Genomic DNA, 24,057 nt, shown 5'->3' with positions numbered 1-24,057 from the left:
CCAGAAACCGAGGAGACACCCCCCCCATGGCTACCCTGAACCGCCGCCGCTTCCTGCAACACGCCGGCCTTGCCGCCGGTGCTTCCGTACTGTCCGGTGTGCCGGCGCTTGCCGCCGACGCCTTTCCCGCCAAGGCCCTGTCGCTGGTGGTGCCCTACCCCGCCGGCGGCGCCAGCGATGCGTCGGCGCGCATCTTCGGCGAATCGATCGGCAACAGCTTGAGGCAGCAGGTGGTGGTGGAAAACTACGGCGGCGGCACCGGGCTGATCGGCGCCAACAAGGTGCTGGCCGCTCCCGCCGACGGCTACACCTTCTTCCATGGCTCGATCAACGAGGTGTTCCTGGCGCCGCTGCTGAATCCCGCGGCACGCTACAAGCCGCAGGACTTTTTGCTGGCCGCGCCGATCAGCGACGCCAACATCGTGCTGATGGTGCGCAACGGCATCGCCGTGGACAGCCTGGACAAGTTCATCGAGTTCGCGCGGCAGGGCAAGGGCAAGTCGCTGACCTACGCCACCGTCGGCATCGACTCGATCTATCACCTGATGGGCGACGCGCTCGCCGCGCGCCTGGGCGTGCCGTTCCTGCACGTGCCCTACAAGGGCGGCGCCCCGGCGCTGCAGGGCCTTGCCGGCGGCGAGGTCGACTTCGCCATCCTGCCCTACCAGTCCAGCTTCGACAGCATGCAGCAACAGGGCCGGCTGAAGATACTGACCAGCTTCTCGCGGGCCTTGCCGCCTGCGCTCAAGTCGGTCCCGCTGATTACGCAGAGCAAGCTGGTGCCGGATTTCGAATACACCATCGGCGGCGGCTATTTCGTCAGGCAGGGTACGCCGGAAGAGCGCGTGGCGGTGCTGCGCAAGGCCATCGGCGAAGCGCTGGCCAAGCCGGAGATCCGCGCCAAATTGGAGGCCGAGGGCCGCACCGTGCTGCAGCCGATCGACAGCCAGGAACAGGCCAACCGGATGTTCGGGCAGTACCTGGCGCGCGTCAACAAGCTGATCCAGGGCGTCGGCCGCAAGACCAACGCCGCCTGAGGCGCAGCGCGCAGCGGCGGCAAGGCATCAAGGCGTGCCGCCCGAGGCATCGATCCGGTACACCCGCCCGCTGTTCGCTGACGTGCCCGGATCGGCCATCACATAGAGCGCCTGCGCGCCATCCACGCCGAACGAGAACACGCTGCCCGGCACCGTGACGTTCCATTCGACCGGCTCGGCGGCGGCGCCATCGCGATACACGAAGCTGTGCAGCCTGCCCGTGCACAGATCGGAGTAGAAGTAGCGCCCCTGCAGCGCCGGACTGGCGCTGCCGCGATACACGTAGCCGCCGACGATGGCACAGCCGCCTGCCTCGTGGCCGTACTCGAACACCGGCATGGTCAGCCCGCTCTTGTCGCAGGTGGTGGCGCCCACGCACGCGCTGCCTTCGGTCAGGTTCCAGCCGTAGTTCAGGCCCGCGCTGGCGGACGGTGCCACGTCGACTTCCTCGCGCAGGCCCTGGCCGACATCGGCGATATACAACGAGCCGGCGTCGAACGCGAACCGCCACGGGTTGCGCAGGCCGAGCGCCCAGATCTCGCCGCGGCTGCCGGACTGGCCGAGCAATGGGTTGCCCGCCGGCACGCCGTAGCCCGCCGCGCCGCTGACATCGATGCGCAGCATCTTGCCGAGCAGCGTCGCCGGATTCTGGGCGTTGCCCGCCGGATCGCCGCCACCGCCGCCGTCGCCGGTGCCGATATAGAGCATGCGGTCGGGGCCGAACGCGAGCTGGCCGCCGTTATGGTTGGAAAAGGTGGGGTGTGGAATCGACAGCAGCACGGTGCCCGTGGCGTCGGCAAGGTCCGGGTTGGTGGCCGAGACCTGGTAGCGGGCAATGGTGATGGCGCCGCTGGTGTCGGTGTAATAGACGTAGAAGCGGCCGTTGGCCGCATAGTCGGGATCGAACGCCATCGACAGCAGTCCGCGCTCGCCGTCGGTGGTGGTCAGCGCGGCGATATCGAGAAACGGCGTGGCTAGCAGCACGCCGTCGCGCACGATCCGGATACGGCCCGCGCGCTCCACCACGAACAGGCGCGCATCGCCGGCGGGCGCGCTCAGGAAGATCGGCGCGGAGAACTCGCCGGCTACCTGCGTCAACGACAACTGCATCGATTGCGGCGCACCGTAGGCCACGCTGGCAGTCGCTCCGGCGCCGGCTGCCACCGCAACCACCTGCGACGGCGGCTGCGGCCGACGCAGGGCGCTGCCGGTGAGCACCTCGGCAGCACTGATGGTATAGCTGCCGGGCGGCAGGTTGGACAGCGTGGTCGACTGGACCACGGCCTGGCGGAACTGGCCCGGGCCCGATACCGTGATGGCGGCCTGCGTCCCGGCCGGCAGGCCAGAGACCGCCAGCGTCAGCGCGCCGTTGCCGCCGGCGCCGCCACTGCCACCACCTCCAGCACCTCCACCGCCTGCGCCACCTGCGTCGCCCGCACCGGCGCTGTCGCCTCCGCCACCGCCTCCGCAGGCTGCAAGGCCCAGGCAGCAGGCGATGGCGAATCGGCGAAACGCGTGGCGTAGTGCGTCGGGCATGGCGGGCTCCTGTAACGGCCGGGCACCGCCTGGCATGCAGCAGCCGCTGCGCGGCTGCGCATGGCTGGCGCCGGCGGGTCCGGCGGCAGGGGCGCCTTGCCCTTGTAAAGTACGCCATGCGCGTGGCATCGGCCAACCCCTGCAGAGCCGCTGGAAAGCCCGCATTCCGGACAAGCCGGGCGCTGAGGGATGCGATGCCAAGCCCGAACACCCGGCGTGGCAACAGCCAAGGCCCCAGCGCGGCTGGCCGGGCCGGCTGCCACGCCGGGCCGGCGCTCTGGCGGGCCCTTCTGGCGGCCCCCGCTGGCGACCGCTGGACCTGGCTGTCACCAGGCCGGCATGGGCGACACGATCCAAACCGGCAACGGTCACGCATGGCGGCACGGATACTGAAGGCAACGCAGCTCTGGCGCATCCTCCTGCAGGTAGTTTCCCGCACCAGCGCCGCTATCATCGGTGTGAATCTTTGCCTACAGTAAATGCGGCGGCGGTCGGCGAGTGCCGGCGGCGCCGCCTTCGCCGTCTGGTCGCACGCCCGGGAAGACTGCCCGCCCGGGCGCCGCAAGGCCCGATGCTGTCGCCCCGGCACGGGTGCGAGGGCTTCGTCGCAGACCTTCGCCGTGGGCAGTTGCCGCCGGGTGCAAGCCAGTGCTGACTACGTCCCTAGATCCCCACGCGGCCGAAGCGCGGCCGCGACTGCTCGATACCGTCGACCGCGTATGCGAGATGTGCTTCGGCCTGTTCATGGCCCTGACCTTCGTGGGCGCGGTGTCGGCGGTCGGCGCGCCGGCGGATGCCCCGCGCACGATGTTCTTCACGGCGCTGGGCTGCAACCTGGCCTGGGGGCTGGCCGACGCGGTGATGTACCTGGTGCGCACGCTGACCGAGCGCGGACGCAGGCTGTCCCTGGTCAAGGCGGTTCGCAATGCCGGCGACGCGGGCGACGCCATCGCGCGCCTGCGTGATGCGCTTTCGCCGGCCTTGCGCACGCTGGTCGACGATGCCGAGCTGGAAGCAATGCGAGGCCGCCTCGCCCGCACCGCCGACCTGCCCGCGCGCCCGGCGCTGAGCGCGCAGGATCTGCTGGCAGCTGCCGGGATCTTCCTGCTGGTGGTGCTTGCGACGTTCCCGGTGGCCCTGCCGTTCATCGTATTTGCTGACGTCTCCACGGCGCTGCTGGTATCGCGCGTGCTCACCATCCTGATGCTGTTCGGCGCCGGCATCGCACTTGGGCGCCATGCCGGCTTCGGCGGATGGATCGCGGGTGCGGCGATGACGCTGGTCGGGGTTGCACTGACGATGGCCATCATCGCGCTGGGAGGCTGACCATGCAGGCCGCAGGCAGGGCTGCGCGTCCGGCGGCACCACCGCACACGCGGGCCGCGCTACTGGCTCCGCGACTGGCCGCCGCACGCTGTCTGGTGCTGGCCGCCGCGGTCGCGCCGCTGCCCTTGCATGCCGCCGAAGACAGCGGCACGCCCGCGGGCGCGGAGGCGCCGGCGTGGAGCGGCGGGATCTCGGCTTACCTCAACCTGCCGCGCGGCAGCGAAGCCTATGTCACGGGCATCGCCATCGCCAAGCGCGGCGTCTTGCACCTGGAGGCGCGCAGTAACTACGAAGGCATGGATGCGTACTCGTTCTTCGTCGGCTACAACCTTGGCTGGGGTGAGGCGTTGCGGCTGGATTTCACGCCGATCCTCGGCGTGGTCACCGGCAGCGCGCACAGCGTCGTGGGCGGGTTCGAGGCCACGCTGACCGGCCGCTATGCCGATGCCTATATCGAGTTCGAATACGTGCCGGACGCCGAGCCGTCCGGGTACGCCTATGCATGGAGCGAGCTCGCCTGGCGCCCGCGGGACTGGCTGCGGCTCGGCCTGGCGGCCCAGCGCACGCGCGTGCCCGACAATGGCCGCAATCTGCAGCGCGGCGTGTTTGCGCAAGTGAAAGGCAAGCACGTCTCCGGCGCGGTCTACTGGTTCAACCCCGCCGCGCACGACCAGATCGCCGTGGTCTCGGTCGCGCTCAGCTTCTGAAGCGGCCGCGGGCGGTGCACGAGACCGAGGACGACTTGTCCGGGCGAGCGAGGGAATGAACGTAAAGCGCAACACCCGGCGTCAGCAACCCGCCGCGCTCGAGGCGCTGCTGGCCGAGGTCCGCGCCTGCCGCGCCTGCGCGCAGCAATTGCCGCTCGGGCCGCGGCCGGTGGTGCGCGCCGGCGCCGGCGCGCGCATCCTGATCGTCGGGCAGGCGCCGGGAACGCGCGTGCACCAGACCGGCATTCCATGGAACGATGCCAGCGGCGAGCGGCTGCGGCAGTGGCTCGGGGTCGACGACGCCACCTTCTGCGACGCCTCGCAATTCGCCATCATCCCGATGGGGTTCTGCTATCCCGGCCGCGGCAAAAGCGGCGACAACCCGCCGCGCCCCGAATGCGCGCCCTTGTGGATGGACCGGCTGCTGGCGCAATTGCCGTCGATCGCGCTGACCCTGCTGGTCGGGCAGTACGCGCAGCGGCATTTCCTGGGGGCGCGGCGCAAACCCACGCTGACCGAAACCGTGCGGGCATGGCAGGACTACGCGCCGGCGTATATCCCCCTGCCGCACCCGTCGCCGCGCAACCAGCCGTGGCTCAAGCAGCATCCGTGGTTCGAGGCCGAGGTGCTGCCGATGTTAAGGGCGCGGGTTGCGCGGATCCTGCCGCAGGGGCAGGCATCGGGCTGAACGCGCAGGGCCAGCCCGGCTCAGTGCGTGCACAGCACCGCCGCCATCTCCCTGGCCGCACCCTGCAGCGTCGGCACCGCCTGCAGCAACGCTTCGAGCGAGGCCCGCGCGGTCGGCGCATGACAGGCAATCGCCGCCACCACCCGTCCCGGCCCGGCGCCGTCGGGTTCGCGCACCGGTACCGCCACCGCGCACATGCCGCGCACGAATTCCTCGTGATCGACGCCGATGCCGCGCGCGGCCAGCCGGTCGAGTTCGGTGTTGAGTCCGGGCAGGTCGGACAGCGTGCGCGGCGTGTGCGCGGCGAGGTCCAGGCGCCCTAGCGTCTGCTGGCGTTCGAGCCGGTTCATCGCCGACAGGAACAGCTTGCCGCTGGCGGTGCAGTGCAGCGGCACATGGATGCCGGGCGACAGCTGCAGGCGCAGCGGCTCGTGGGTTTCCACGCGCTCCACATACAGCACGCGGTCGCCGTCGAGCGCGGTCAGGTTGCAGGTCTCGCCCAGCCGCGCCACCAGCCGGGCCAGGATGCCGCGGCATTCGCGCAGCAGCGGCGGGCTGCGCAGCGTCTGCAGCGACAACGTCGCCGCGGCCGGCCCGGGCACATAGCCGCGCTCGGCCGGCATCCGCACCACGAAGCCGCTGCGCTCCATCGCCGCCAGCAGGCGCATCAGCGTCGCCTTCGGCACATGGAGCCGCTGCGCCAGCTGCGACAGCGTCTGCGGCTGCTGCGCCCGCGCCAGGCTGGACAGCACCGCCAGCACGCGCAGGCTGCGGGCATCCTCCTCCGGCACCTCGTCCTCTGCTGCAGTGCGATTCTGAAACGGCATTGTCAGGTTCTGTTTCACAACCGGCGTCTCCTCGCGATTGGGCTGTCCATTCCGACTTTGGGAAATAAAATCCGGAACAGAACGTTTCAGATTATAAATCCAGGCCGCAGGGCTGCGTGCCGGCCGGCCAGAAACAGGAGACAGCGACGATGTCGCAAACCGTTGACTACATCGTGGTGGGCGCGGGCTCGGCCGGGTGCGTGCTGGCCAACCGGCTCAGCGAGGACGGCCGCCATTCGGTCTGCCTGCTCGAGGCGGGGCCGCCCGACCGCTACCCGTGGATCCATATCCCGATCGGCTACGGCAAGACCATGTTCCACAAGCAGGTGAACTGGGGCTTCTATACCGATCCCGATCCCAACATGCTGAACCGCCGCATCTACTGGCCGCGCGGGCGCACGCTGGGCGGCAGCAGCGCCATCAACGGCCTGATCTACGTGCGCGGCCAGCGCGAGGACTACGACCACTGGGCCGCGCTGGGCAATCCGGGCTGGGGCTGGGACGACTGCCTGCCCTACTTCCGCAAGCTCGAGCACAACGACCTCGGCGCCGGACCGACGCGTGGCACCGGGGGCCCGCTCAATGCCACCTCGATCGACCGGCGCCATGCGCTGGTCGATGCCTTCATCGCCGCCGGGCAGGCGCTCGGCCTGCCGCGCCAGACCGACTTCAACGGCGGCGACCAGGAGGGCGTGGGCTACTACCAGCTGACCACGCGCAACGGCTGGCGCTGCTCCACCGCGGTGGCCTACCTGCGCCCGGCGCGCGGGCGCGCCAACCTGCGCGTCGAGACCGATGCGCACACCACCGGCATCCTCTTTGAAGGCAAGCGCGCCGTGGGCGTGCGCTACACCCGGCATGGCCAGCCCTATATCCTGCGGGCGCGGCGCGAGGTGATCCTGTGCGCCGGCGCGCTGCAGTCGCCGCAGCTGCTGCAGCTGTCCGGCATCGGCCCGGCGCCGCTGCTGCAGGACCTGGGCGTGCGGGTGGTGCATGCGCTGCCGGGCGTCGGCGAAAATTTGCAGGACCACCTGCAGATCCGGCTGATCTACGAGGTGGCCAAGCCCATCACCACCAACGACCAGCTGCGCACCCTGGCCGGCAAGGCGCGCATGGGGCTGGAATGGCTGCTGCTGCGCAAGGGCCCGCTGGCGATCGGCATCAACCAGGGTGCGATGTTCTGCCGCGCCCTGCCGCACGAAAGCGCGACGCCGGACACGCAGTTCCATTTCTCGACGCTGTCGGCCGACATGGCCGGCGGCACGGTGCATCCGTTCTCGGGCTGCACCTATTCCGTGTGCCAGCTGCGCCCGGCGTCGCGCGGCACCGTGCGGATCCGCTCGACCGACCCGTTCGAGCCGCCGTCGATGCAGCCCAACTACCTGTCGGCCGAACTGGACCGGCGCTGCACCGTCGCGGCGGTGCGCTACGCGCGGCGCGTGGCGCAGACCGAGCCGATGCGCGGCCTGATGAAGCGCGAGTTCCGGCCCGGCGACGCGGTGCGCAGCGACGACGAGATCCTGCACTTCTGCCGCGAGTACGGCGCCACCATCTTCCATCCGTCGGGCACGGCAAAGATGGGGCCGGCCGCCGACCCGCTGGCGGTGGTCGATGCGCGCCTGCGCGTGCACGGCGTTGGCGCGCTGCGCGTAGTGGACTGTTCGGTGATGCCAACGCTGATATCCGGCAACACCAACGTGCCGGTGGTGATGATGGCCGAGCGTGCCGCCGACCTGATCCGTGAAGACGCACGGCGCGAGATCCACCACGCCGACGTGATCGCGCCGATGGCCGCCGCAGCCTGAACCAACCTGAAGCGGCAAACCGGCGGGGCAAGCCATCGCTCACCACCAGGCCAGGCCTCGCAGCGCATCGGCGTCCATAACCATCCTTCCAGAGGACGCCGCCTACCACCAGAGGAGACAAGCATGACTAGCCCCAACGAACAGGCGATCCGCAAGGTCGCGCTGGCGTCCGTGATCGGCGCCACCATCGAGTGGTATGACTTCTTCCTGTACGGCGTGGTCGCCGGCCTGGTCTTCAACAAGCTCTATTTCCCCGGCGACGACCCGCTGGTGGCCACCATGCTGGCCTACACCACCTTCGCCGTGGGCTTTGTCACGCGCCCGCTCGGCGGCGTGATATTCGGCCACTTCGGCGACAAGGTCGGGCGCAAGAGCATGCTGGTGATGACGCTGATGATCATGGGCGTCTCCACTTTCCTGATCGGGCTGGTGCCGACCTATGACAGCATCGGCATCCTCGCGCCGGTGCTGTTGCTGCTGCTGCGCGTGCTGCAGGGCATCGGCCTGGGCGGCGAATGGGGCGGTGCGGTGCTGATGGCGTACGAGTACGCGCCGCCGCACCGCAAGGGCTTCTATGCGTCGCTGCCGCAGATCGGGCTGGCGATCGGGCTGTGCCTGGCCTCGGGCGTGGTGGCGCTGCTGTCGCTGACCCTGTCGGATGCGCAGTTCCTGGACTGGGGCTGGCGCGTGGCGTTCCTGGTCTCGGCGGCGATGGTGTTCGTCGGCATGTATATCCGGCTCAACGTCAAGGAAACGCCGGAATTCGCCGTGATCAAGCAGCGCAATGCCGAAACGCAGATTCCCTTTGTCGACATGATGCGGCGCTATCCCGGCAATATCGTCAAGGGCATGGGCGCGCGCTATATCGACGGCGTGTTCTTCAACATCTTCGGCGTGTTCTCGATCACCTACCTGACCCAGACCGTCAATATCAGCCGCACCCAGGCGCTGCTCGGGGTGATGGCGGCGGCGATCGCGATGTGCTTCTTCATCCCGTTCTTCGGCCACCTGTCCGACCGCATCGGCCGCACGCGGGTGTACTTCTGGGGTGCGCTGATCACCGCGCTGTCGGCCTTTCCCGCGTTCTGGCTGATGCTGAACAGCGGCGGCAACACCATGCTGCTGTGGCTGGCGATCGTGGTGCCGTTCGGCATTCTCTACGCCGCGGTGTACGGGCCGGAGGCGGCGCTGTTCTGCGAACTGTTCGATGCCCGGGTGCGCTACACCGGGATCTCGTTCGTCTACCAGTTCTCCGGCATCTTCGCTTCCGGCATCACCCCCATCATCGCCACGGCGCTGCTCAAGTCGGGCGGCGGACAACCGTGGCAGATCTGCGCCTACGTGGCGTTCGCGGGACTGGTGTCGGCGCTGTCGGCGGCGCTGATCGGGCGGAGCGCGGGGGCCGCGGCGCCGCGCGAGAGCGGCGTGCCGCTGCGCGGCCCGGCGCGCTGAGCGCAACGGTTGCGGGCGGCGTTGCGGCAGGCCGGCAATGTCTTAGAATGGCACCACGCTAATGACAGGGACATTGCATGCAACCTTCGGACGGCACCGGCACCGGAACCGGCACCACCGCCGCCCCGCTTTTGCCCAAGGTGGTGCGCCAGCGGCTGCACGACACCGTGGTAGACCACCTGCGCAACTTCATCGTCGAAGGGGTGCTGGCGCCCGGCATGAAGCTGAACGAGCGCGAACTGTGCGAAACGCTCGGGATTTCGCGCACGCCGCTGCGCGAGGCGCTCAAGGTGCTTGCCGCCGAGGGGCTGATCGAGATCTCGCCCAACCGCGGCGCCAGCGTCTCGCGCATGAGCGAGGCCGAGGCGTGGGAGGCCTTCGAGCTGATGAGCGGGCTGGAAGCGTTTGCCGGCGAGCTGGCGTGCGAGCGCATCACGGCGCCGGAACTGGCCGAGATCAAGGCGCTGCATTACGCCATGCTGGCCTGCCATGCCCGCAACGACCTGCCCGGCTACTACAGCCGCAACCAGGAAATCCACGACCGCATTGCCGCGGCGGCGCGCAACCAGACTCTGCTGCAGACCTACCTGACGCTGAACCGGCGGCTCAAGGCGATGCGCTTCCGCTCCAACCACCAGACCGACAAGTGGGACCGCGCGGTGCACGACCACGAAGAAATGATCCGCGCGCTGGAAGCCCGCGACGGCAAGCGGCTGGCGTCGATCCTGCGCCAGCACCTGCTGGAGAAGCGCGCCGCGGTGATGCAGATCCACCCGGATCCGGCCAGCGCGCCTGCCGTGCCCAACGCCTGAGCGCGGCGCCCCCGTCAGCGCCGTCAGCGCCGCGTCGCCAGGATGCGGTAGCCGCGGCTGCAATGCTCCTGCGCCGCGGCGCGGGCTTCATCCGGATCGTCGAACAGGCCGGCCTGGGCAATTCCCGGCACCAGCACGGCCTCGCCGGATTCCGCGCCGAGGAAGCGCCCGTCGCGCGACTGGACGATATACAGCACGTCCGCCCCGACCTCTCCCACCGGCTGGCGCCAGCCGGCCGACTGGCCCAGGCGCCGCTGTCCGGGCGCGCTGCCGCCGGCGCCGGCCTCCTGCTGCCCCTCGTCCATGCCGCCTGCGCGGCGCGCCACCTGCAGGTTGTTGCGCACCTCATTGACGCCCAGTATGTCTTCGGCCAGCTCTTCAATGCGGTACTTGATGCCGCGGTCGGCCACGGTGCCGGTCAGCGTGACGATGCCCGAGCCGACGTCGACGGTCACGTCCGAGACGTCGTCGTCGGCATGCGCCAGCCGTTCGCACAGGTCGTCGCGGATGCGCGTGTCGGTGCGGTGGTAGTTCTTGGGCAGCCGGCGCGATGCCGTGCGCGCCGGGATGCCGGGACGGTACTGGTCCTCCGGACCCTCGCCGCCTTCCGTGCCATAGCGCGCCTGCCCGTAGCCAAAGCCCGCGCCGCCCGGATTGCCGCTGCGCCAGTGGTGTGCCTGGCGGGTATCGCCGGGTTCGCCATAGCCGCGGTTGCGCCACGTTTCCCTGATTTCCGACGGTGGATAGTCTTTCATGGATTGCCTCCGATCTGGACGCGTGTTCGTGCGCCGTGTCTGCTATGGGTAGCATCATCCATGCCTCGCGACCGCTCACCGCCGCGCGCCGCGGCTCGCGCGCGCCGGACGCCAGCGCCGGCGTGCACCGCGCAAGCACGGCAACGATCGAAGTTTTTACACGGTGGCGCCGGGTGCGGGCCGGTCTAGGTAGCCGCCGACGATACGCACCAGCAGCGGCAGCTTGCCGGTGAAGAAGTGATCCGCGCCCGGCACCACCACCACCGGCAATGCCTGGGGCCTGGCCCAGTCGAACAGCGCGGCCAGTTCCGCGCGCTCGTCGCGCTCGCCATGGACCACCAGGCAATCGGCCGGCACCGTGGGCGTGTCATAGCTGCGATGGCCTTTCACCACGCCGTAGGGGGTTCCCGCCAGCACCAGGTGGCGGATCGGCACGGACTGCGCCGCCAGCGCCGCGGCCACATGAGTCATCACGAAGGCGCCGAAGGAAAACCCGGCCAGCGCCAGCGGCAGGCCGGGATGCGCCTGGCGCAGGTGGGCGACCACCGCCAGCATGTCGTGCGCCTCGCCGCGGCCCTGGTCATGGGCGCCACCGGAACCTTCCACGCCGCGGAAATTCGGCCGCACGGTCAGGTAGCCACGCGCCACCAGCGCCTTGGCCAGCTGGTGCGGCACCTTGTGCGTGGCCGAGCCACCCAGCAACGGATGCGGATGGCCCACCACGGCAATGCCGCGCGGATCGCCTTGCGGTCGGTCGACCAGCATTTCAATCGGCCCGGCTTCGCCGTCGAGCCGGGTCTTGTCGGTGCCTGACGCAACCGCCATGCGCTCTCCAGAAGAGGTTAAGTGACTGAGGCAATGCGGGCCGCGCACGGCCCGAAGCCCGTGATGTTACTGCGATGACCGCGGGCATGCCGACGGCGGCCGCGCGGGCGCGACCAGGATGGATGCGTATCAATTTGTCACAGTGTGCCCGATCCGCCGCAGCCTGCGCCGGTGTGGCGGATGCGTTTTCCTATAATTTCGCGAATCGCGGCAGGGCCGGTTGCACCGGTCCCGCCACCCGCGGCCAGCCGCTGCCGATACCCCCGCGTGGGCGCATCGGCCTGGCCGCACCATGCGCCGAGAGGATCGCCAGCGAGCGGCCATCCCCTCGCCTGTTCATTGCCGGTGTCCCGGCCGTTCCCGCATCCGGTCGCCGCGCCGCATCCTGCCTGATGCCGGCGCGACAGGCGATCCCGCCTATCGATGCCGGAGCGCCGCAAGCCGTCACCGTCCGACGAGATTCCGCCATGAGCAACGTTTCACGGCTCGCACTGGGCCTTGCGCTTGCTGCGCTATGCCACCTGATGCCAGCCACCCTGCCCGCCGCGAGCGCGGCGCCGGCATCCGAGGCCGCCTCCGCCACCGAGGCGCAACAGCCGCCCGCCCTCACCCACACCGAAGCCAGCGCCGAACTCAAGCGCCTGCAGACCGAGCAGGACCGCATCAAGCAGCAGGCCTCCGACCCCGACGGCACCACCAAGCTGGATGAGCTTGACCACGAACTGCACAAGCTCGATGCCGATGTCGACAAGCTGTCCGCCGCGCTGACGCCGCAGCGCGCCCAGCTGCAGGCGCAGCTCGACGTGCTGGGTCCGCCGCCGTCGGACGGCATCACCAGGGAAGCCCCGGCGGTGGTGCGGCAGCGCGCCGAACTGAATGCGCGGCGCCTGCAGCTCGATGCGCAGCTCAAGCAGGCGGCCGAGAGCAAGGAGAACATCGCCAACCTGAGCGGCCAGATCGCGCGGCTGCAGCGCAGCCAGCTGAAAGACCAGCTGGCGCTGCGCTCCGACAGCATCCTGAACCCGCAGTTCTGGAAGCCGATGGTCAGTCCCGCCGCCGAGGACCGCGCGCGCATGGCCGCATTCCTGGACCAGGTGGTGCCGATGGTGCAGCTGGCGTGGCAGCCGTCGCAGCGCGCCGCCACCATCGCGCTGCTGCTGCTCGCGCTGGGCGTGTGGCTGGTGGGCAAGCGCCTGGCCGAACGCGCGCTGGCCTGGTTCTGCCTGAACAAGCTGCCCCCGACCCGGCTGCGGCGCAGTGCGCTGGCGCTGGCCACCACCATCGCGACAGTGGCCACCACCGGCCTGGCGGTGCAGATCGTCTACAACGCCTTCACCCGCAACTATGAACTGCCGCCGGACCTGATGACGCTGTACGGCGGGCTGGTCAAGCTGACCCTGACCAGCGCCCTGATCGCGGGCCTCGGGCGCGCGCTGCTGTGCACGCGCCACCCGTCGTGGCGGCTGCCCGCGCTGGCCGATCCCGTGGCACGGGCGATGAAACCGTTCCCCGCGGTGCTGGCCGGGCTGTTGCTGCTGGCCGGCACGCTCGAACAGCTCAACCGCATTGCCGATACCAGCGTGCAGGTCACGCTGCTGGGGCGCGGGCTGGTCTCGCTGGTGGTGGTGCTGACCATCGGCGCGGCGCTGCTGCGCGCCAACCGCGTGCGCAACGAGCTGGCCGCGGCGGGCGAGCAGCCCGAGGCGCGCGCCACGCTGGCCGGCATGATCCACGCCGGCGTCACCCTGATCGTGATCGTGTCGATGGTGGCGCTGCTGGCGGGCTATATCAGCTTTGCGCGCTTCCTGACCTACGAGCTGGTCTGGTTCGACATCGTGCTGTGCAGCCTGTACCTGCTGACCCAGGTCACGCGCGACCTGTGCGAAAGCCTGTTCTCGACCCAGCACGCCAGCGGCCAGGTGATCAAGCAGCTGTTCGGCGTCGACGATGCGCGCCTGGAACAGGCCGCCACCATCCTGTCCGGCATCGGCGCCAGCCTGTTGCTGCTGCTGGCCGTGGTGGCGCTGCTGACCGGCGGCTTCGGCACCACCCCCGCGGACCTGGTCGACAGCCTGGTCACCGTGCTGGGCGGTGAAAAGCTGCGCAGCCTGAACATCATGCCCGAGCGCATCCTCAATGCGCTGGTGGCGCTGGGCGTGGGCATCTGGCTGCTGCGCACGGTGCGGCGCTGGCTGGATGCGGAGCTGCTGCCCAAGCTGTGCATGGAGCCCGGGCTGCGCGCGTCGCTGATCACGCTGTTCAGCAATGTCGGCTACGTGCTGCTGGTGCTGCTGACGCTGTCGCTGCTGGGCGTGCGCTGGGACAACCTGGCGTGGATCGTCAGCGCGCTGTCGGTCGGCATCGGCTTTGGCCTGCAGGAGATCGTGAAGAACTTCGTCTCGGGCCTGATCCTGCTGACCGAGCGCCCGGTCAAGGTGGGCGACATGGTCAGCATCGCCGGCGTCGAGGGCGACATCCGCCGCATCAACGTGCGCGCCACCGAGATCCAGCTGGGCGACCGCTCCACCGTGATCGTGCCTAACTCGCAGCTGATCTCGCAGAACCTGCGCAACGTCACCATGAGCAACAGCACCCAGGGGGTGGCCTCGCTGCAGCTCACCTTCCCGCTGAACACCGACCCCGAGCAGCTGCGCGACCTGCTGCTCGACGTCTACCGCGAGAACGAAAGCATCCTCGACGTGCCGGCCCCGTCGGTGATGTTCAGCCAGCTCGCGCCCAACGGCATCACGCTGTCGGTGACCGGCTATGTCGGCAGCCCGCGCATCGCCGCGAACACGCGCAGCGACCTGCTGTTCGAGATCCTGAAGCGGCTGCGCGCCGCCGGCATCTCGCTGTCGGTGCCGCAGTCGCTGCGGCTGGAGAACATGCCGCCGCTGGGGCCGGAACCGGAGCGCGCGCTGGCGACCGGCTGATTGCCGGCGGCAGCGCCGCCTCGCCCCGCATCCCGCTACGCTGCCGCCCCCGCGGTGGCGTCTTCCACAACCAGCGCCGCCAGCCAGCGGCGAATCACCTGCTCTTCGTGCGCCGCAAGGCGCACGTTGCGGCGGGCCGCGCCTGATATTCTCATAGAAAGATTGTTCGTTTTGCTATATTCTCCTAAAGAGAATATCCAGGCGACCCTCTTCCGCCTGCCACGCCCGACCGCCGATGGAACTGGCTGAACTCGAAATCTTCCGCGCCGTAGCCACGGAGCAGAGCATCACCCGCGCCGCGCGCCTGCTGGACCGGGTGCAATCCAACGTCACCACGCGCGTCAAGCAACTGGAAGAGGCGCTGGGGGTGGCGCTGTTCCAGCGCGACAGCAAGCGCATGCTGCTGACGCCCGAGGGCCACCGGCTGCTCGCCTATGCCAACCAGATGCTGGCGCTGGCGGAAGAAGCGCGGCAGTCGATGCAGGGCGCCGCGCCGTCGGGCCGCCTGCGCATCGGCACCATGGAAAGCGCCGCCGCCAATCGCCTGCCGATGCCGCTGGCGCGCTTCCACGCGGCCTGGCCCGGCGTGGAGATCGAGATCCGCACCGGCACCACGCGCGCGCTGGTCGATGCGGTGCTCGACCACCGGCTCGATTGCGCCGTGGTCGCGCATCCGGGCGCAGCGCCGGCGCGCGCGGCCGATCTGGATGAACTGGCCCCCGGCCTGGAAGGCACCTACCTGTTCACCGAACACCTGCAGCTGGTGCTGCCGGGCAGCCATCCCAAGGTGCGTGGCCCCGGCGACGTGGCATTGCGCCGCCTGGCCGCCTTCCCGAAGGGCTGCACCTACCGCCAGTGCGCGGAAGCCTGGCTGGCGCAGGGCGGCGACGACATGCGCCAGCGCCTGGCCGTCACCGAGATGCCGTCGTACCACGCCATGCTGGCCTGCGTCAGCGCCGGCACCGCGATGGCGATCCTGCCCCGCTCGCTGCTGGCCTTGCATCGCGACGCCATCGACGTGCAGACCGTGCCGGTGCGCGCGGTGCACACTTATATCGTCAAGCGTGCCGGCTATGCCACGCACGCCTGCGACGCCTTCGTGCGCGAACTGCGCGACGGCTGACCCTGCCGTTCCCCGTCGCCGCGCCATCGCCATCGACCCTGCCCAGGAGCGCAAATTGACCCAGACAACCCCAATCGCTGACCGGCTGCCGCTGTTGCGCCGGCTCGGCATCCGCACCCCGATCATCCAGGCACCCATGGCCGGTGTCGGCACGCCCGCGCTCGCCGCGGCCGTCACCAATGCCGGCGGCCTCGGTTCGCTCGGCGTTGGCGCCATGGACGCCGAAGCCGCGCGCAAGGCCATCCGCGAGACCCGCGCGCTGACCAGCGGCCCGTTCAACGTCAACCTGTTCTGCCATGCGCCGGCCGTCGCCGATGCCGCGCGCGAGCAGGCCTGGCTGGCCTACCTCGCGCCGCGCTTTGCCGAATTCGGCGCCACCCCGCCGGCGACGCTGCGCGAGATCTACCGCAGCTACCTGGCCGACGATGCCATGCACGCAATGCTGCTGGAAGAACGCCCGGCCGTGGTCAGCTTCCATTTCGGGCTGCCCGGTGCGGACCGGATCCGCGCGCTGCGCGATGCCGGCATCGTGCTGCTGGCCAGCGCCACCTCGCTCGCCGAGGCACGCGCCATCGAGGCGGCCGGCCTTGACGCGATCGTCGCGCAGGGCATCGAGGCGGGCGGCCATCGCGGCGTGTTCGCCCCGTCCGCGCCCGACGAGGGCCTCGGCACCTTCGCGCTGGTACGTGTGCTGGCGACGCAGACCCGCGTGCCGGTGATCGCCGCGGGCGGCATCATGGACGGTGCCGGCATTGCCGCAGCGCTGGCCCTGGGCGCGCAGGCCGCGCAGCTCGGCACCGCGTTTATCGCCTGCCCCGAGACCGTCGCCGACGGCCCCTACCGCGAGGCGCTGCTGCAGGCGCGCAAGCCGACTGTGCTGACCCGGGCCATTTCCGGCCGCCATGCCCGCGGCCTGGCCAACCGCTTTACCGAACTGGGCGCGGCAGCCGGCGCACCCGCCGTGCCCGACTACCCGACCGCCTACGATGCCGGCAAGGCCCTGCATGCCGCCGCCAGGGCGCGCGGCAGCGCCGACTTTGCCGCGCAGTGGGCCGGCCAGGCCGTGCCGCTGGCGCGCGCGCTGCCGGCGGCGGAGCTGGTCGCGGCGCTGGCCGGCGAGCTTGCAGACAGCGCACGCGGGTTGGGCACGCTGGCCGAAACGCTCGGATAAGCGGTTTCGGACAGCGCCGTTTTACCGCGTCTTACAACACGTTAAAGAAGTCGAATCTTAAAAGCCGCGGTTACAAAGCTAACAAGTCGGGCCGGGGCCGGAAACACCTGGATTGCCGCTTTGCGTCCATCATTCAGGAGCACAGGCTGTGCATGACAAGGAGTCCGAAATGCGCCCCTCCACCCGCATCGTCGCCGCGGCGGTCCTGGCCGCGACCCTGGTAGCCGCCGGTTCCGCCTCGGCGCGCGGCCGGTACCACCACCATGGCGGCACCAACGCCGGCGCGGTGCTGGCGGTCGGCGCGCTGGCGGGCCTGGCGCTGGGCGCCATGCTGGCCTCGGGTCCGGTGGTGGCGGCACCGGTGGCGCCGCCACCCGTCGCCTACGCCCCCGCGCCGGTCTCGTACGAGGCGCCGGCAGTGCCGCCGGGCTACTGCTACCGCGACTACGACCGCGCCTACGTGCCGTGCGGCCCGCAGCCTTCCGGCTACTACGGCGAGGCGCCGTACTACGGCTACTGAGGCCTGCCGCCATGCCGGTCGACCGCGACTATTTCGACGGCCTGTATGGCCGTAACGAGGATCCCTGGGGCATCGGCACGCGCTGGTACGAAGCGCGCAAGCGTGCCCTGCTGCTGGCCACGCTGCCGCGCGAGCGCTTCGCCCGCGCCTTCGAGCCCGGCTGCGGCGGCGGCCACCTGAGCGTGGCGCTGGCGCCGCGCTGCGATGCGCTGGTAGCAATGGAACTGGCCGAGAGCGCCGCCGAGCAGGCGCGGCAACGGCTGGCGCCGTTCCCGCAGGCACGCGTGCTGACCGGCGAGCTGCCGCAGCAATGGCCGGACGGCAGCTTCGACCTGATGGTGTTTTCCGAACTGGGCTACTACTTCCCCAAGCCGGACTGGCACGACGTCGCCGCCATGGCCGCGCGCGCGCTGGCCGACGACGGCGTCATCGTCGCCTGCCATTTCCGCCATCCGTTCGCCGAGCAGCAGATCACCGCGCAGGCGGTGCATGAAGCCATCGGCGCGCAGCGCGGGCTGTATCGGCATATCCGCCACGAGGAACCGGATTTCCTGCTGGAACTGTGGACGCGGCAGCTGGAGATGCGGCTGGCGTAGGGGCTTGTGTCGATCGGCAAAGAAAATCGCCCCATGCAAGTTGCCACTTGCATGGGGCGTTGTCTTTGGAGCAATCGCCAGGCACGGCGGTCGATGATCGACCGCTTGCGTACTCCCTCTCCCGCGGGCGGGAGAGGGGAGCAAACCAGCGGGCCCATCAAGGCAACCGGCTCGCCTTACACCGGCACGTCCCTGCTCGGATCCGGCTTGCGGTCATCGAACCAGCGGTACAGCGTCGGCACCATCACCAGCGTCAGCAGCGTCGACGTAATCAGCCCGCCGATCACCACCACCGCCAGCGGCCGCTGGACTTCAGAGCCGGGGCCGGTCGAAAACAGGAACGGCACCAGGCCCAGCATGGCGATGGTCGCGGTCATCATCACCGGGCGGAAACGCTGCGTCGCGCCCTGCACCACCGCCTCGTCGAGCGACAGGCCCGAATCGCGCAGCGTGCGGATGTACGACACCAGCACCACCCCGTTCAGCACCGCCATGCCCCACAGCGCGATAAAGCCCACCGATGCCGGCACCGACAGGTATTCGCCGGTGACGAACAGCCCGATGATGCCGCCGATCGATGCGAAGGGCAGCACCGTGATGATCAGCGTGGCGAAGCGCAGCGAGTTGAACAGCAGGAACAGCAGGAAGAAGATCGCGGCGATGGTGACCGGCACGATGATCTTCAGGTGGCCCATGGCGCGTTCCATGTTCTGGAACTGGCCGCCCCACTCGAGGTAATAGCCTTCCGGCAGCTTGACCTTGGACGCGGTGGCCTGCTGCAGTTCGGCAACGAAGCCGCCCAGGTCGCGGTCCTTCACGTTGATCATCACCACGACGCGGCGCTTGGCCATTTCGCGGCTGATCTGCGCCGGGCCGTCGTTGACTTCGATCCTGGCCACGCTCTGCAGCGGCACCTGCGTGCCGTCCGGCGTGTTCACCAGCAGCTGGCGGATCGACTGCACGTTGTTGCGGAACTCGTCCGGCAGGCGCACCGCCGCCGCAAAGCGGCGCTCGCCTTCGAAGATATCCGTGGCGCGCTTGCCGCCGATCGCGATCTCGATCACGTCGTGGATGTCGGAGACGTTCAGCCCGTAGCGCGCAATCGCCTGGCGGTCGATCTCGATCGACAGGTATTGCTGGCCCGAGACGCGCTCGATGCGGATATCCTGCGAGCCCTGGATGCCGCCGGCCACGCGCGAGATCTCGCCCGCCAGCTCGCGCAGCTTGTCCAGGTCATCGCCGAACACCTTCACCGCCACGTCGGAGCGCACGCCGCTGACCATTTCGTCGACGCGGTCCGAGATCGGCTGCGCCATCACGATCTGCACGCCCGGAATGGCCTTGAGCTTTTCGCGGATGGCGTTGGCGATATCGTCCTGGGTCCAGCCGTCGGGCCACTCGTCGCGGTCCTTCAGGCTGGCGATCGGGGTCGATTCGTTCTGGCCCTGCGGGTCGGCCGGGCTTTCGCCGCGGCCCACGCCCGACACCACCGACTTCACGCCCGGCACGCCCAGCACCAGCTTGTTGGCTTCCTTCTCCAGCTTGATCGACTCTTCCAGCGAGATGTTGGGCACGCGGTCGATCGCGGGCACGATCGAGCCTTCCTTCATCTCCGGGATGAACGAGGTGCCCAGCAGCGGCACGATCAGCAGCGTGGCGATGAAGGCGCCGACCGCGCTGAGCACGGTCTTGCGGCTGTTGCCCAGCGCCCAGTGCAGCAGGCGCAGGTAGTGGCGCTTCATGAAGGCGATCAGGAAGGTGTCGTGCTCGGCGCCGCCCTTGAGCAGGTACGACGACAGCACCGGCGACAGCGTCAGCGACAGGAACAGCGAGATCGCCAGCGCGATCGAGATGGTGAACGCGAGCGGCGCGAACATCTTGCCTTCCATGCCCGACAGCGTCATCAGCGGCAGGAACACCAGGATGATGATGCCCACGCCGACGATCACCGGCGTGGCCACTTCCTGCACCGCCTTGACCAGGATCTCGGTCTTGGTCAGTCCGGGCTCCTTGTGGCCGAGCCGCTCGAACGCGTTCTCGACCACCACCACCGAGCCGTCCACCATCAGGCCGATGGCGATCGCCAGCCCCCCCAGTGACATCAGGTTGGCCGACAGCCCCGCCTCGTTCATCACCATGAAGGTCAGCAATGGCGTCAGCACCAGCGTGGCCAGCACGATGATCGACGAACGCACGTCGCCCAGGAACAGGAACAGCACGATCACCACCAGCACCACGCCTTCGAGCAGCACCTTGGTCACGGTCCACAGCGCGGCGTCGACCAGCTCGCTGCGGTCATAGTACGGCACGATCTGCAGCTTGCCCGGCAGCATGCCGCGCTCGTTGATCTCGGCCACGCGGGCCTTGACGCGGCTGACCACTTCCTTGGCATTGCCGCCGCGCATCATCATGACGATGCCGCCGACCGCCTCGGTCTGGCCGTTCTTGACCAGCGCGCCCTGGCGCACCTCGTGGCCGATGGTGACGTTGGCGACGTCGCGCAGGTACACCGGCGTACCGTCGACTTCCTTCAGCACGATGCTGCCGAGGTCTTCGACGCCCTTGGCCAGGCCCACGCCGCGGATCAGGTACTGCTCGGCGTAGTGCGGCAGCACGCCGCCGCCGGAGTTGGCGTTGTTGCGCGCCAGCGCCTCGTACACCTGCTGGATCGACACGCCGTAATGGCGCATGCGCTCCGGGTTGACCAGCGCCTGGTACTGGCGCACATAGCCGCCCTGCGAGTTGATCTCGGCCACGCCGGGGATCGAGCGCAGCAACGGACGCACCACCCAGTCCTGGGCAATGCGGCGCTCGGCCAGCTCTTCCTGGGTCAGTTCGCGGTTGCCGTCGTCGGCGCGGTCCAGCGTGTACTGGTAGACCTCGCCCAGGCCGGTCGAGACCGGACCCAGCACGGGCGTGACGCCTTCGGGCATGCGCCCGCCCACTTCGATCAGGCGCTCCATCACCAGCTGGCGCGCAAAGTACACGTCGGTGGCATCGGTAAAGACCAGCGTGATCAGCGACAACCCCGCCTTGTTCAGCGAGCGCATCTCTTCCAGGCCGGGCAGGCCCGTCATCGCCATTTCCACCGGCACGGTGACAAAGCGCTCGACTTCCTCGGGCGAACGGCCCGCGGCTTCGGTGGCGATCTGCACCTGCACGTTGGTCACGTCGGGGAATGCATCCACCGACAGCTTGGTGGCAGCGCGCAGGCCGAAGAAGAACAGCACCACGGCCAGCACGCAGACCACCAGCCGCTGTTTGATGGCGGCTTCGACTAGGGATTTCATCATGGCCGATTACCCTTGTTCGAGGCGCTTGCGCTCGTTGTCCAGGTGGAACGCGCCGTCTACCACGATGCGGTCGCCGGCCTTCACGCCGTTCTGGACCACGCGCATGCCGTCGCTCTCGGCGCCCAGCTTGACCCTCGTCAGGCGGAACTTGTTGCCCGGCATCTCGACATAGACCAGCTCGTCGTTACCCTCGCGCACCACCGCGGCCGCCGGGATCACCAGCTGGTCCTGCGGCTTGCCGGCGATCAGCATGCTGGCGAGCATGGCGGGCTTCAGCCGCCCTTCGCGGTTCTCGAGCTCGGTGCGTACCAGCACCGTGCGCGACTGCGGGTTGACCGTGCGGCCCACGTAGATCAGCTTGCCGGTGATGGTGTTGCCGCCTTTGCCGTTGGCCAGCGACGGCACCTCGATCTCCACGCTCTGCCCTTCGGCCACCTGGGCGGCCTGCTGCTCGGGCACCTCGGCCACGACCCATACGCGCGACAGGTCGGCCACGGTGTAGAGCGCATCGGCCGGCTGTACCACCTGGCCCTGCGCCACGTTGCGCTCGACCACGGTGCCGCTGATGCTCGAATACACCGGCGAATGCGAGTTGATGCTGCCGTTCCTGGCCAGCTCGGCGATGGAGCCTTGCGACATGCCCAGCACGCGCAGCTGGTCGCGGTAGGCGCGCATCTCGGCGGAGGCGATCGCCAGTTCGCTCTCGCGGCGCTGCAGCTCGCCGCGGCCGATCACGTCGGCGGCGAACAGCTGGCGCGCGCGCTCGGCGTTGCGCACCTGCAGCTCGTGCTGCGCCTCGCTCTTCAGGAACGACATCTGCGCCGCGCCCAGCTCGCTGCTGTGCAGGCGCGCCAGCACCTGGCCGGCCTTCACTTCCTGGCCCAGCGTGGCATACAGGTCGGTGACGCGGCCGGTCACGCTGGCGCCGATGCGCGAGACGCGCTGCTCGTCGAAGTCGATGCGGCCGGCCACGCGCAGCATCTCGCTGAACGGGGACGTGGTAACCGGCGCCACCTTCAGCGACTGCTGCAGGTTGCCTTCTGGCTGGATCACGCCGGGCGGCAGCTTGGGCGCCTCGGCAACGGGTTCAGGTTGGTCGGAACAGGCCGCCAGGCTGAACGTCAGGACGGCGGCGGCCGTCAGCGAAAGCAGGAAATTGGGACGCATGGTTATTTCTGTTCGATGGTGGAGGTCGGCGGCAGGCCCGGCGCGGCGGTGGCGCCGGGGGCGGTCGACAGGAGCTTTTCGATCTGGATGGCGGCCAGCTGCTGCTCGTACTGGGCGGCGATCAGCTCGTTGCGCGCGCTGCGCAGCACGCGCTGGGCATCGATGAAGTCCAGGATGCCGCGCTCGCCGAAGCGATACGCGGACTCGGCCACGCCCAGCGCCGACTCGGCCTCGCGCACGATGCCGGACTCCAGCGCGGTCACCTGCGCCTGCGTGATCTCGTACTGGCGGTAGGCGGCTTCCAGTTCCTGCATCAGCTCGAACTCGCGCATTTCCAGCGCGCTCTGCGCCTGCGTCGCCTGCGCGGTGGCCTCGCCCACCGGACCGCGGCGGCGGTCCCACAACGGGATGGTCATGACCAGGCCGATCTGCGAGACGTTGTTGTCGGGCTGGCGGTCGGTGCTGGCGCGCACCGCCACTTCCGGCCAGCGCAGCGAACGCTGGTAATCGACCCCAAGGCGAGCGCGCTCCAGCTCCGTGCGGCGCTGGACCAGCTCGGCATTGTTCGCGACCATGGTGTCGCGCAGTACCGGCAGCGGCGGCACGTCCGGCGACTGTCCCAGCGTGCCGGACAGCGAGAACTGGCCCGGCATGGCGCCGCCCACCTGCTGGCGCAGCGCGGCCTTGGCCTGGTTCACGCGCAGCTCGGCGGTCTGCTGGCTCTTCTGCGAGGCCAGCAGTTCCGTTTCGGCCTTGATCAGTTCATAGCGCGGCGCTTCGCCCACCTCTACGCGCAGGCGTGCGCGTGAATGGATCTGCCGCATCATCGCCAGGTCTTCCTCGGCGGCATGCAGCTCGCTTTCACGGCGCAGCACGTCGTAGTAGGAGGTCTTGACGCGAGCGGCGAGGTCGGCGCGGAAGCCCTGGCGGGCCGCCTGCGACGACTCCATACCGCGCGTGGCCATGGCCTCGCGCAGGCTGCGCTGGTGCGGGTAGTCCAGCTTCTGCACCACGGCGTAGCTGGGTGCATTGCCGCTGGTCACGCCAGGCTGCTTGCCGGACAGGCGGCCGTACATCACCTCGACCTGCGGATTGGGATAGGCGCGCGCGCTGCTGATGGCCGCGCTGGCGGCGTCGACATTGGCCTCGGCCGCGGCGACGCCCTTGTTGGTCGACTGCGCCATGTCGAGCAGTTGCGGCAGCGAGAAGGCGGGGCCGGCCGCGGCACCCACGGGGCGTGCGGATGCCGTCCTGGGCGCGGCCGTGGCGGCCAGCAGCTCGGCGCCGGGAGTAGGCGCCGTGGCAGCGGAAATCTTTGCGGAAGGCTTGGAGTACGGTGCGGCCGGGGCGGCGGGCGCGGTGCCCGCTGCCCCCGCGGCCTTCGACGGGGCGGCACCCTGCTCACCGGCATGGGCCGGGGCAGCGGCGAACGCGAGCAGCGAAAGCGACGCGATCAGGGTCAGCTTGGTTGTTGTCATGAGTCC

19 protein-coding genes are annotated in these 24,057 nt (G+C 69.5%); 12 read left to right on the top strand and 7 right to left on the bottom strand.

Annotated elements, in window-relative coordinates; translation table 11 throughout:
- The first annotated feature begins 26 nt into the window (after positions 1-26).
- Positions 27-1,037, top strand: coding sequence for a Bug family tripartite tricarboxylate transporter substrate binding protein (locus tag A3AG_RS0127740; protein ID WP_018008548.1), 1,011 nt, complete (start codon positions 27-29; stop codon positions 1,035-1,037).
- Between the two features lie 27 nt (positions 1,038-1,064).
- On the opposite strand, the gene A3AG_RS0127735 is transcribed toward A3AG_RS0127740, so the two are convergent.
- The gene (locus A3AG_RS0127735) at positions 1,065-2,573 is read right to left on the bottom strand and encodes a PQQ-dependent sugar dehydrogenase (RefSeq protein WP_018008547.1); all 1,509 of its coding nucleotides are present in this window, start codon (positions 2,571-2,573) and stop codon (positions 1,065-1,067) included.
- Between the two features lie 648 nt (positions 2,574-3,221).
- On the opposite strand from A3AG_RS0127735, the gene A3AG_RS0127725 reads away from it, so the two are divergent.
- Genes A3AG_RS0127725 through A3AG_RS0127715 form a run of 3 tightly spaced genes read left to right on the top strand, consistent with a single transcriptional unit; the run spans position 3,222 to position 5,294 of the window.
- Positions 3,222-3,899, top strand: coding sequence for a membrane protein (locus A3AG_RS0127725; RefSeq protein ID WP_018008545.1), 678 nt, complete (start codon positions 3,222-3,224; stop codon positions 3,897-3,899).
- A 2-nt stretch (positions 3,900-3,901) separates the two neighbouring features.
- Positions 3,902-4,606, top strand: a complete 705-nt coding sequence (locus A3AG_RS0127720; RefSeq protein WP_240619979.1) for a hypothetical protein — start codon at positions 3,902-3,904, stop codon at positions 4,604-4,606.
- A gap of 55 nt (positions 4,607-4,661) precedes the next feature.
- Positions 4,662-5,294 carry a uracil-DNA glycosylase family protein gene (locus A3AG_RS0127715; protein WP_018008543.1) on the top strand — a complete coding sequence of 211 codons (633 nt, stop codon included), beginning with the start codon at positions 4,662-4,664 and terminating at the stop codon, positions 5,292-5,294.
- A 20-nt stretch (positions 5,295-5,314) separates the two neighbouring features.
- Here the strand turns inward: A3AG_RS0127715 and A3AG_RS0127710 are convergent, their stop codons facing one another.
- Entirely contained in the window at positions 5,315-6,139 is an 825-nt protein-coding gene (locus A3AG_RS0127710; protein ID WP_018008542.1) for an IclR family transcriptional regulator, read from the bottom strand.
- A gap of 131 nt (positions 6,140-6,270) precedes the next feature.
- Between A3AG_RS0127710 and A3AG_RS0127705 the strand changes: the two genes are divergently transcribed.
- From A3AG_RS0127705 to A3AG_RS0127695, 3 genes are all read left to right on the top strand, one after another.
- Positions 6,271-7,926 carry a GMC family oxidoreductase gene (locus A3AG_RS0127705; protein WP_018008541.1) on the top strand — a complete coding sequence of 552 codons (1,656 nt, stop codon included), beginning with the start codon at positions 6,271-6,273 and terminating at the stop codon, positions 7,924-7,926.
- Positions 7,927-8,049: 123 nt separating this feature from the next.
- On the top strand, positions 8,050-9,378 hold the full coding sequence (locus tag A3AG_RS0127700) for an MFS transporter (protein ID WP_018008540.1): 1,329 nt from the start codon (positions 8,050-8,052) through the stop codon (positions 9,376-9,378).
- A 77-nt stretch (positions 9,379-9,455) separates the two neighbouring features.
- Entirely contained in the window at positions 9,456-10,190 is a 735-nt protein-coding gene (locus A3AG_RS0127695) for a GntR family transcriptional regulator (RefSeq protein WP_018008539.1), read from the top strand.
- A 23-nt stretch (positions 10,191-10,213) separates the two neighbouring features.
- Here the strand turns inward: A3AG_RS0127695 and A3AG_RS0127690 are convergent, their stop codons facing one another.
- Complete coding sequence (locus tag A3AG_RS0127690) at positions 10,214-10,945, bottom strand: BON domain-containing protein (protein WP_018008538.1); 732 nt, start codon at positions 10,943-10,945, stop codon at positions 10,214-10,216.
- Positions 10,946-11,101: 156 nt separating this feature from the next.
- Complete coding sequence (locus tag A3AG_RS0127685; RefSeq protein ID WP_018008537.1) at positions 11,102-11,770, bottom strand: alpha/beta hydrolase; 669 nt, start codon at positions 11,768-11,770, stop codon at positions 11,102-11,104.
- 467 nt (positions 11,771-12,237) lie between these two features.
- On the opposite strand from A3AG_RS0127685, the gene A3AG_RS0127680 reads away from it, so the two are divergent.
- The 5 genes from A3AG_RS0127680 to A3AG_RS0127655 all read left to right on the top strand — a co-directional run bounded on the left by A3AG_RS0127680 (position 12,238) and on the right by A3AG_RS0127655 (position 18,113).
- Positions 12,238-14,703, top strand: coding sequence for a DUF3772 domain-containing protein (locus A3AG_RS0127680; protein WP_035849742.1), 2,466 nt, complete (start codon positions 12,238-12,240; stop codon positions 14,701-14,703).
- Positions 14,704-14,938: 235 nt separating this feature from the next.
- On the top strand, positions 14,939-15,826 hold the full coding sequence (locus tag A3AG_RS0127670; protein WP_018008534.1) for a LysR family transcriptional regulator: 888 nt from the start codon (positions 14,939-14,941) through the stop codon (positions 15,824-15,826).
- Between the two features lie 55 nt (positions 15,827-15,881).
- Positions 15,882-16,997: an NAD(P)H-dependent flavin oxidoreductase gene (locus A3AG_RS0127665; RefSeq protein WP_018008533.1), complete on the top strand. Its 1,116-nt coding sequence runs from the start codon at positions 15,882-15,884 to the stop codon at positions 16,995-16,997.
- A 169-nt stretch (positions 16,998-17,166) separates the two neighbouring features.
- Positions 17,167-17,517 (top strand): hypothetical protein, encoded by a 351-nt coding sequence (locus tag A3AG_RS0127660; protein ID WP_018008532.1) that lies wholly within the window; start codon positions 17,167-17,169, stop codon positions 17,515-17,517.
- Between the two features lie 11 nt (positions 17,518-17,528).
- Complete coding sequence (locus A3AG_RS0127655; RefSeq protein ID WP_018008531.1) at positions 17,529-18,113, top strand: class I SAM-dependent methyltransferase; 585 nt, start codon at positions 17,529-17,531, stop codon at positions 18,111-18,113.
- 176 nt (positions 18,114-18,289) lie between these two features.
- Here A3AG_RS0127655 and A3AG_RS0127650 read toward each other — a convergent pair whose 3' ends face one another.
- From A3AG_RS0127650 to A3AG_RS0127640, 3 genes are read right to left on the bottom strand one after another with little or no spacing between them, the layout of a single operon-like run.
- Positions 18,290-21,406, bottom strand: a complete 3,117-nt coding sequence (locus A3AG_RS0127650) for an efflux RND transporter permease subunit (protein ID WP_018008530.1) — start codon at positions 21,404-21,406, stop codon at positions 18,290-18,292.
- Positions 21,407-21,412: 6 nt separating this feature from the next.
- Positions 21,413-22,573 (bottom strand): efflux RND transporter periplasmic adaptor subunit, encoded by a 1,161-nt coding sequence (locus A3AG_RS0127645; protein WP_018008529.1) that lies wholly within the window; start codon positions 22,571-22,573, stop codon positions 21,413-21,415.
- A gap of 2 nt (positions 22,574-22,575) precedes the next feature.
- Positions 22,576-24,051: a TolC family protein gene (locus A3AG_RS0127640; protein ID WP_018008528.1), complete on the bottom strand. Its 1,476-nt coding sequence runs from the start codon at positions 24,049-24,051 to the stop codon at positions 22,576-22,578.
- Between the last annotated feature and the right edge of the window lie 6 nt (positions 24,052-24,057).

It is taken from the genome of Cupriavidus neocaledonicus (genome assembly GCF_000372525.1).
GTDB classification, from domain to species: Bacteria; Pseudomonadota; Gammaproteobacteria; order Burkholderiales; family Burkholderiaceae; genus Cupriavidus; species Cupriavidus neocaledonicus.
The sequence above is the reverse complement of the archived record's forward strand: the minus strand, read 5'-3'. Positions and strand labels throughout refer to the sequence as shown.

Excerpts from the sequence above, each read along its gene's own strand:
- A3AG_RS0127735 (WP_018008547.1), bottom strand. The coding sequence starts at position 2,573 with ATGCCCGACGCACTACGCCACGCGTTTCGCCGATTCGCCATCGCCTGC.
- A3AG_RS0127740 (WP_018008548.1), top strand. The coding sequence starts at position 27 with ATGGCTACCCTGAACCGCCGCCGCTTCCTGCAACACGCCGGCCTTGCC.
- A3AG_RS0127650 (WP_018008530.1), bottom strand. The coding sequence starts at position 21,406 with ATGATGAAATCCCTAGTCGAAGCCGCCATCAAACAGCGGCTGGTGGTC.
- A3AG_RS0127695 (WP_018008539.1), top strand. The coding sequence starts at position 9,456 with ATGCAACCTTCGGACGGCACCGGCACCGGAACCGGCACCACCGCCGCC.
- A3AG_RS0127640 (WP_018008528.1), bottom strand. The coding sequence starts at position 24,051 with ATGACAACAACCAAGCTGACCCTGATCGCGTCGCTTTCGCTGCTCGCG.
- A3AG_RS0127715 (WP_018008543.1), top strand. The coding sequence starts at position 4,662 with ATGAACGTAAAGCGCAACACCCGGCGTCAGCAACCCGCCGCGCTCGAG.
- A3AG_RS0127685 (WP_018008537.1), bottom strand. The coding sequence starts at position 11,770 with ATGGCGGTTGCGTCAGGCACCGACAAGACCCGGCTCGACGGCGAAGCC.
- A3AG_RS0127720 (WP_240619979.1), top strand. The coding sequence starts at position 3,902 with ATGCAGGCCGCAGGCAGGGCTGCGCGTCCGGCGGCACCACCGCACACG.
- A3AG_RS0127700 (WP_018008540.1), top strand. The coding sequence starts at position 8,050 with ATGACTAGCCCCAACGAACAGGCGATCCGCAAGGTCGCGCTGGCGTCC.
- A3AG_RS0127670 (WP_018008534.1), top strand. The coding sequence starts at position 14,939 with ATGGAACTGGCTGAACTCGAAATCTTCCGCGCCGTAGCCACGGAGCAG.
- A3AG_RS0127660 (WP_018008532.1), top strand. The coding sequence starts at position 17,167 with ATGCGCCCCTCCACCCGCATCGTCGCCGCGGCGGTCCTGGCCGCGACC.
- A3AG_RS0127690 (WP_018008538.1), bottom strand. The coding sequence starts at position 10,945 with ATGAAAGACTATCCACCGTCGGAAATCAGGGAAACGTGGCGCAACCGC.
- A3AG_RS0127680 (WP_035849742.1), top strand. The coding sequence starts at position 12,238 with ATGAGCAACGTTTCACGGCTCGCACTGGGCCTTGCGCTTGCTGCGCTA.
- A3AG_RS0127655 (WP_018008531.1), top strand. The coding sequence starts at position 17,529 with ATGCCGGTCGACCGCGACTATTTCGACGGCCTGTATGGCCGTAACGAG.
- A3AG_RS0127705 (WP_018008541.1), top strand. The coding sequence starts at position 6,271 with ATGTCGCAAACCGTTGACTACATCGTGGTGGGCGCGGGCTCGGCCGGG.
- A3AG_RS0127645 (WP_018008529.1), bottom strand. The coding sequence starts at position 22,573 with ATGCGTCCCAATTTCCTGCTTTCGCTGACGGCCGCCGCCGTCCTGACG.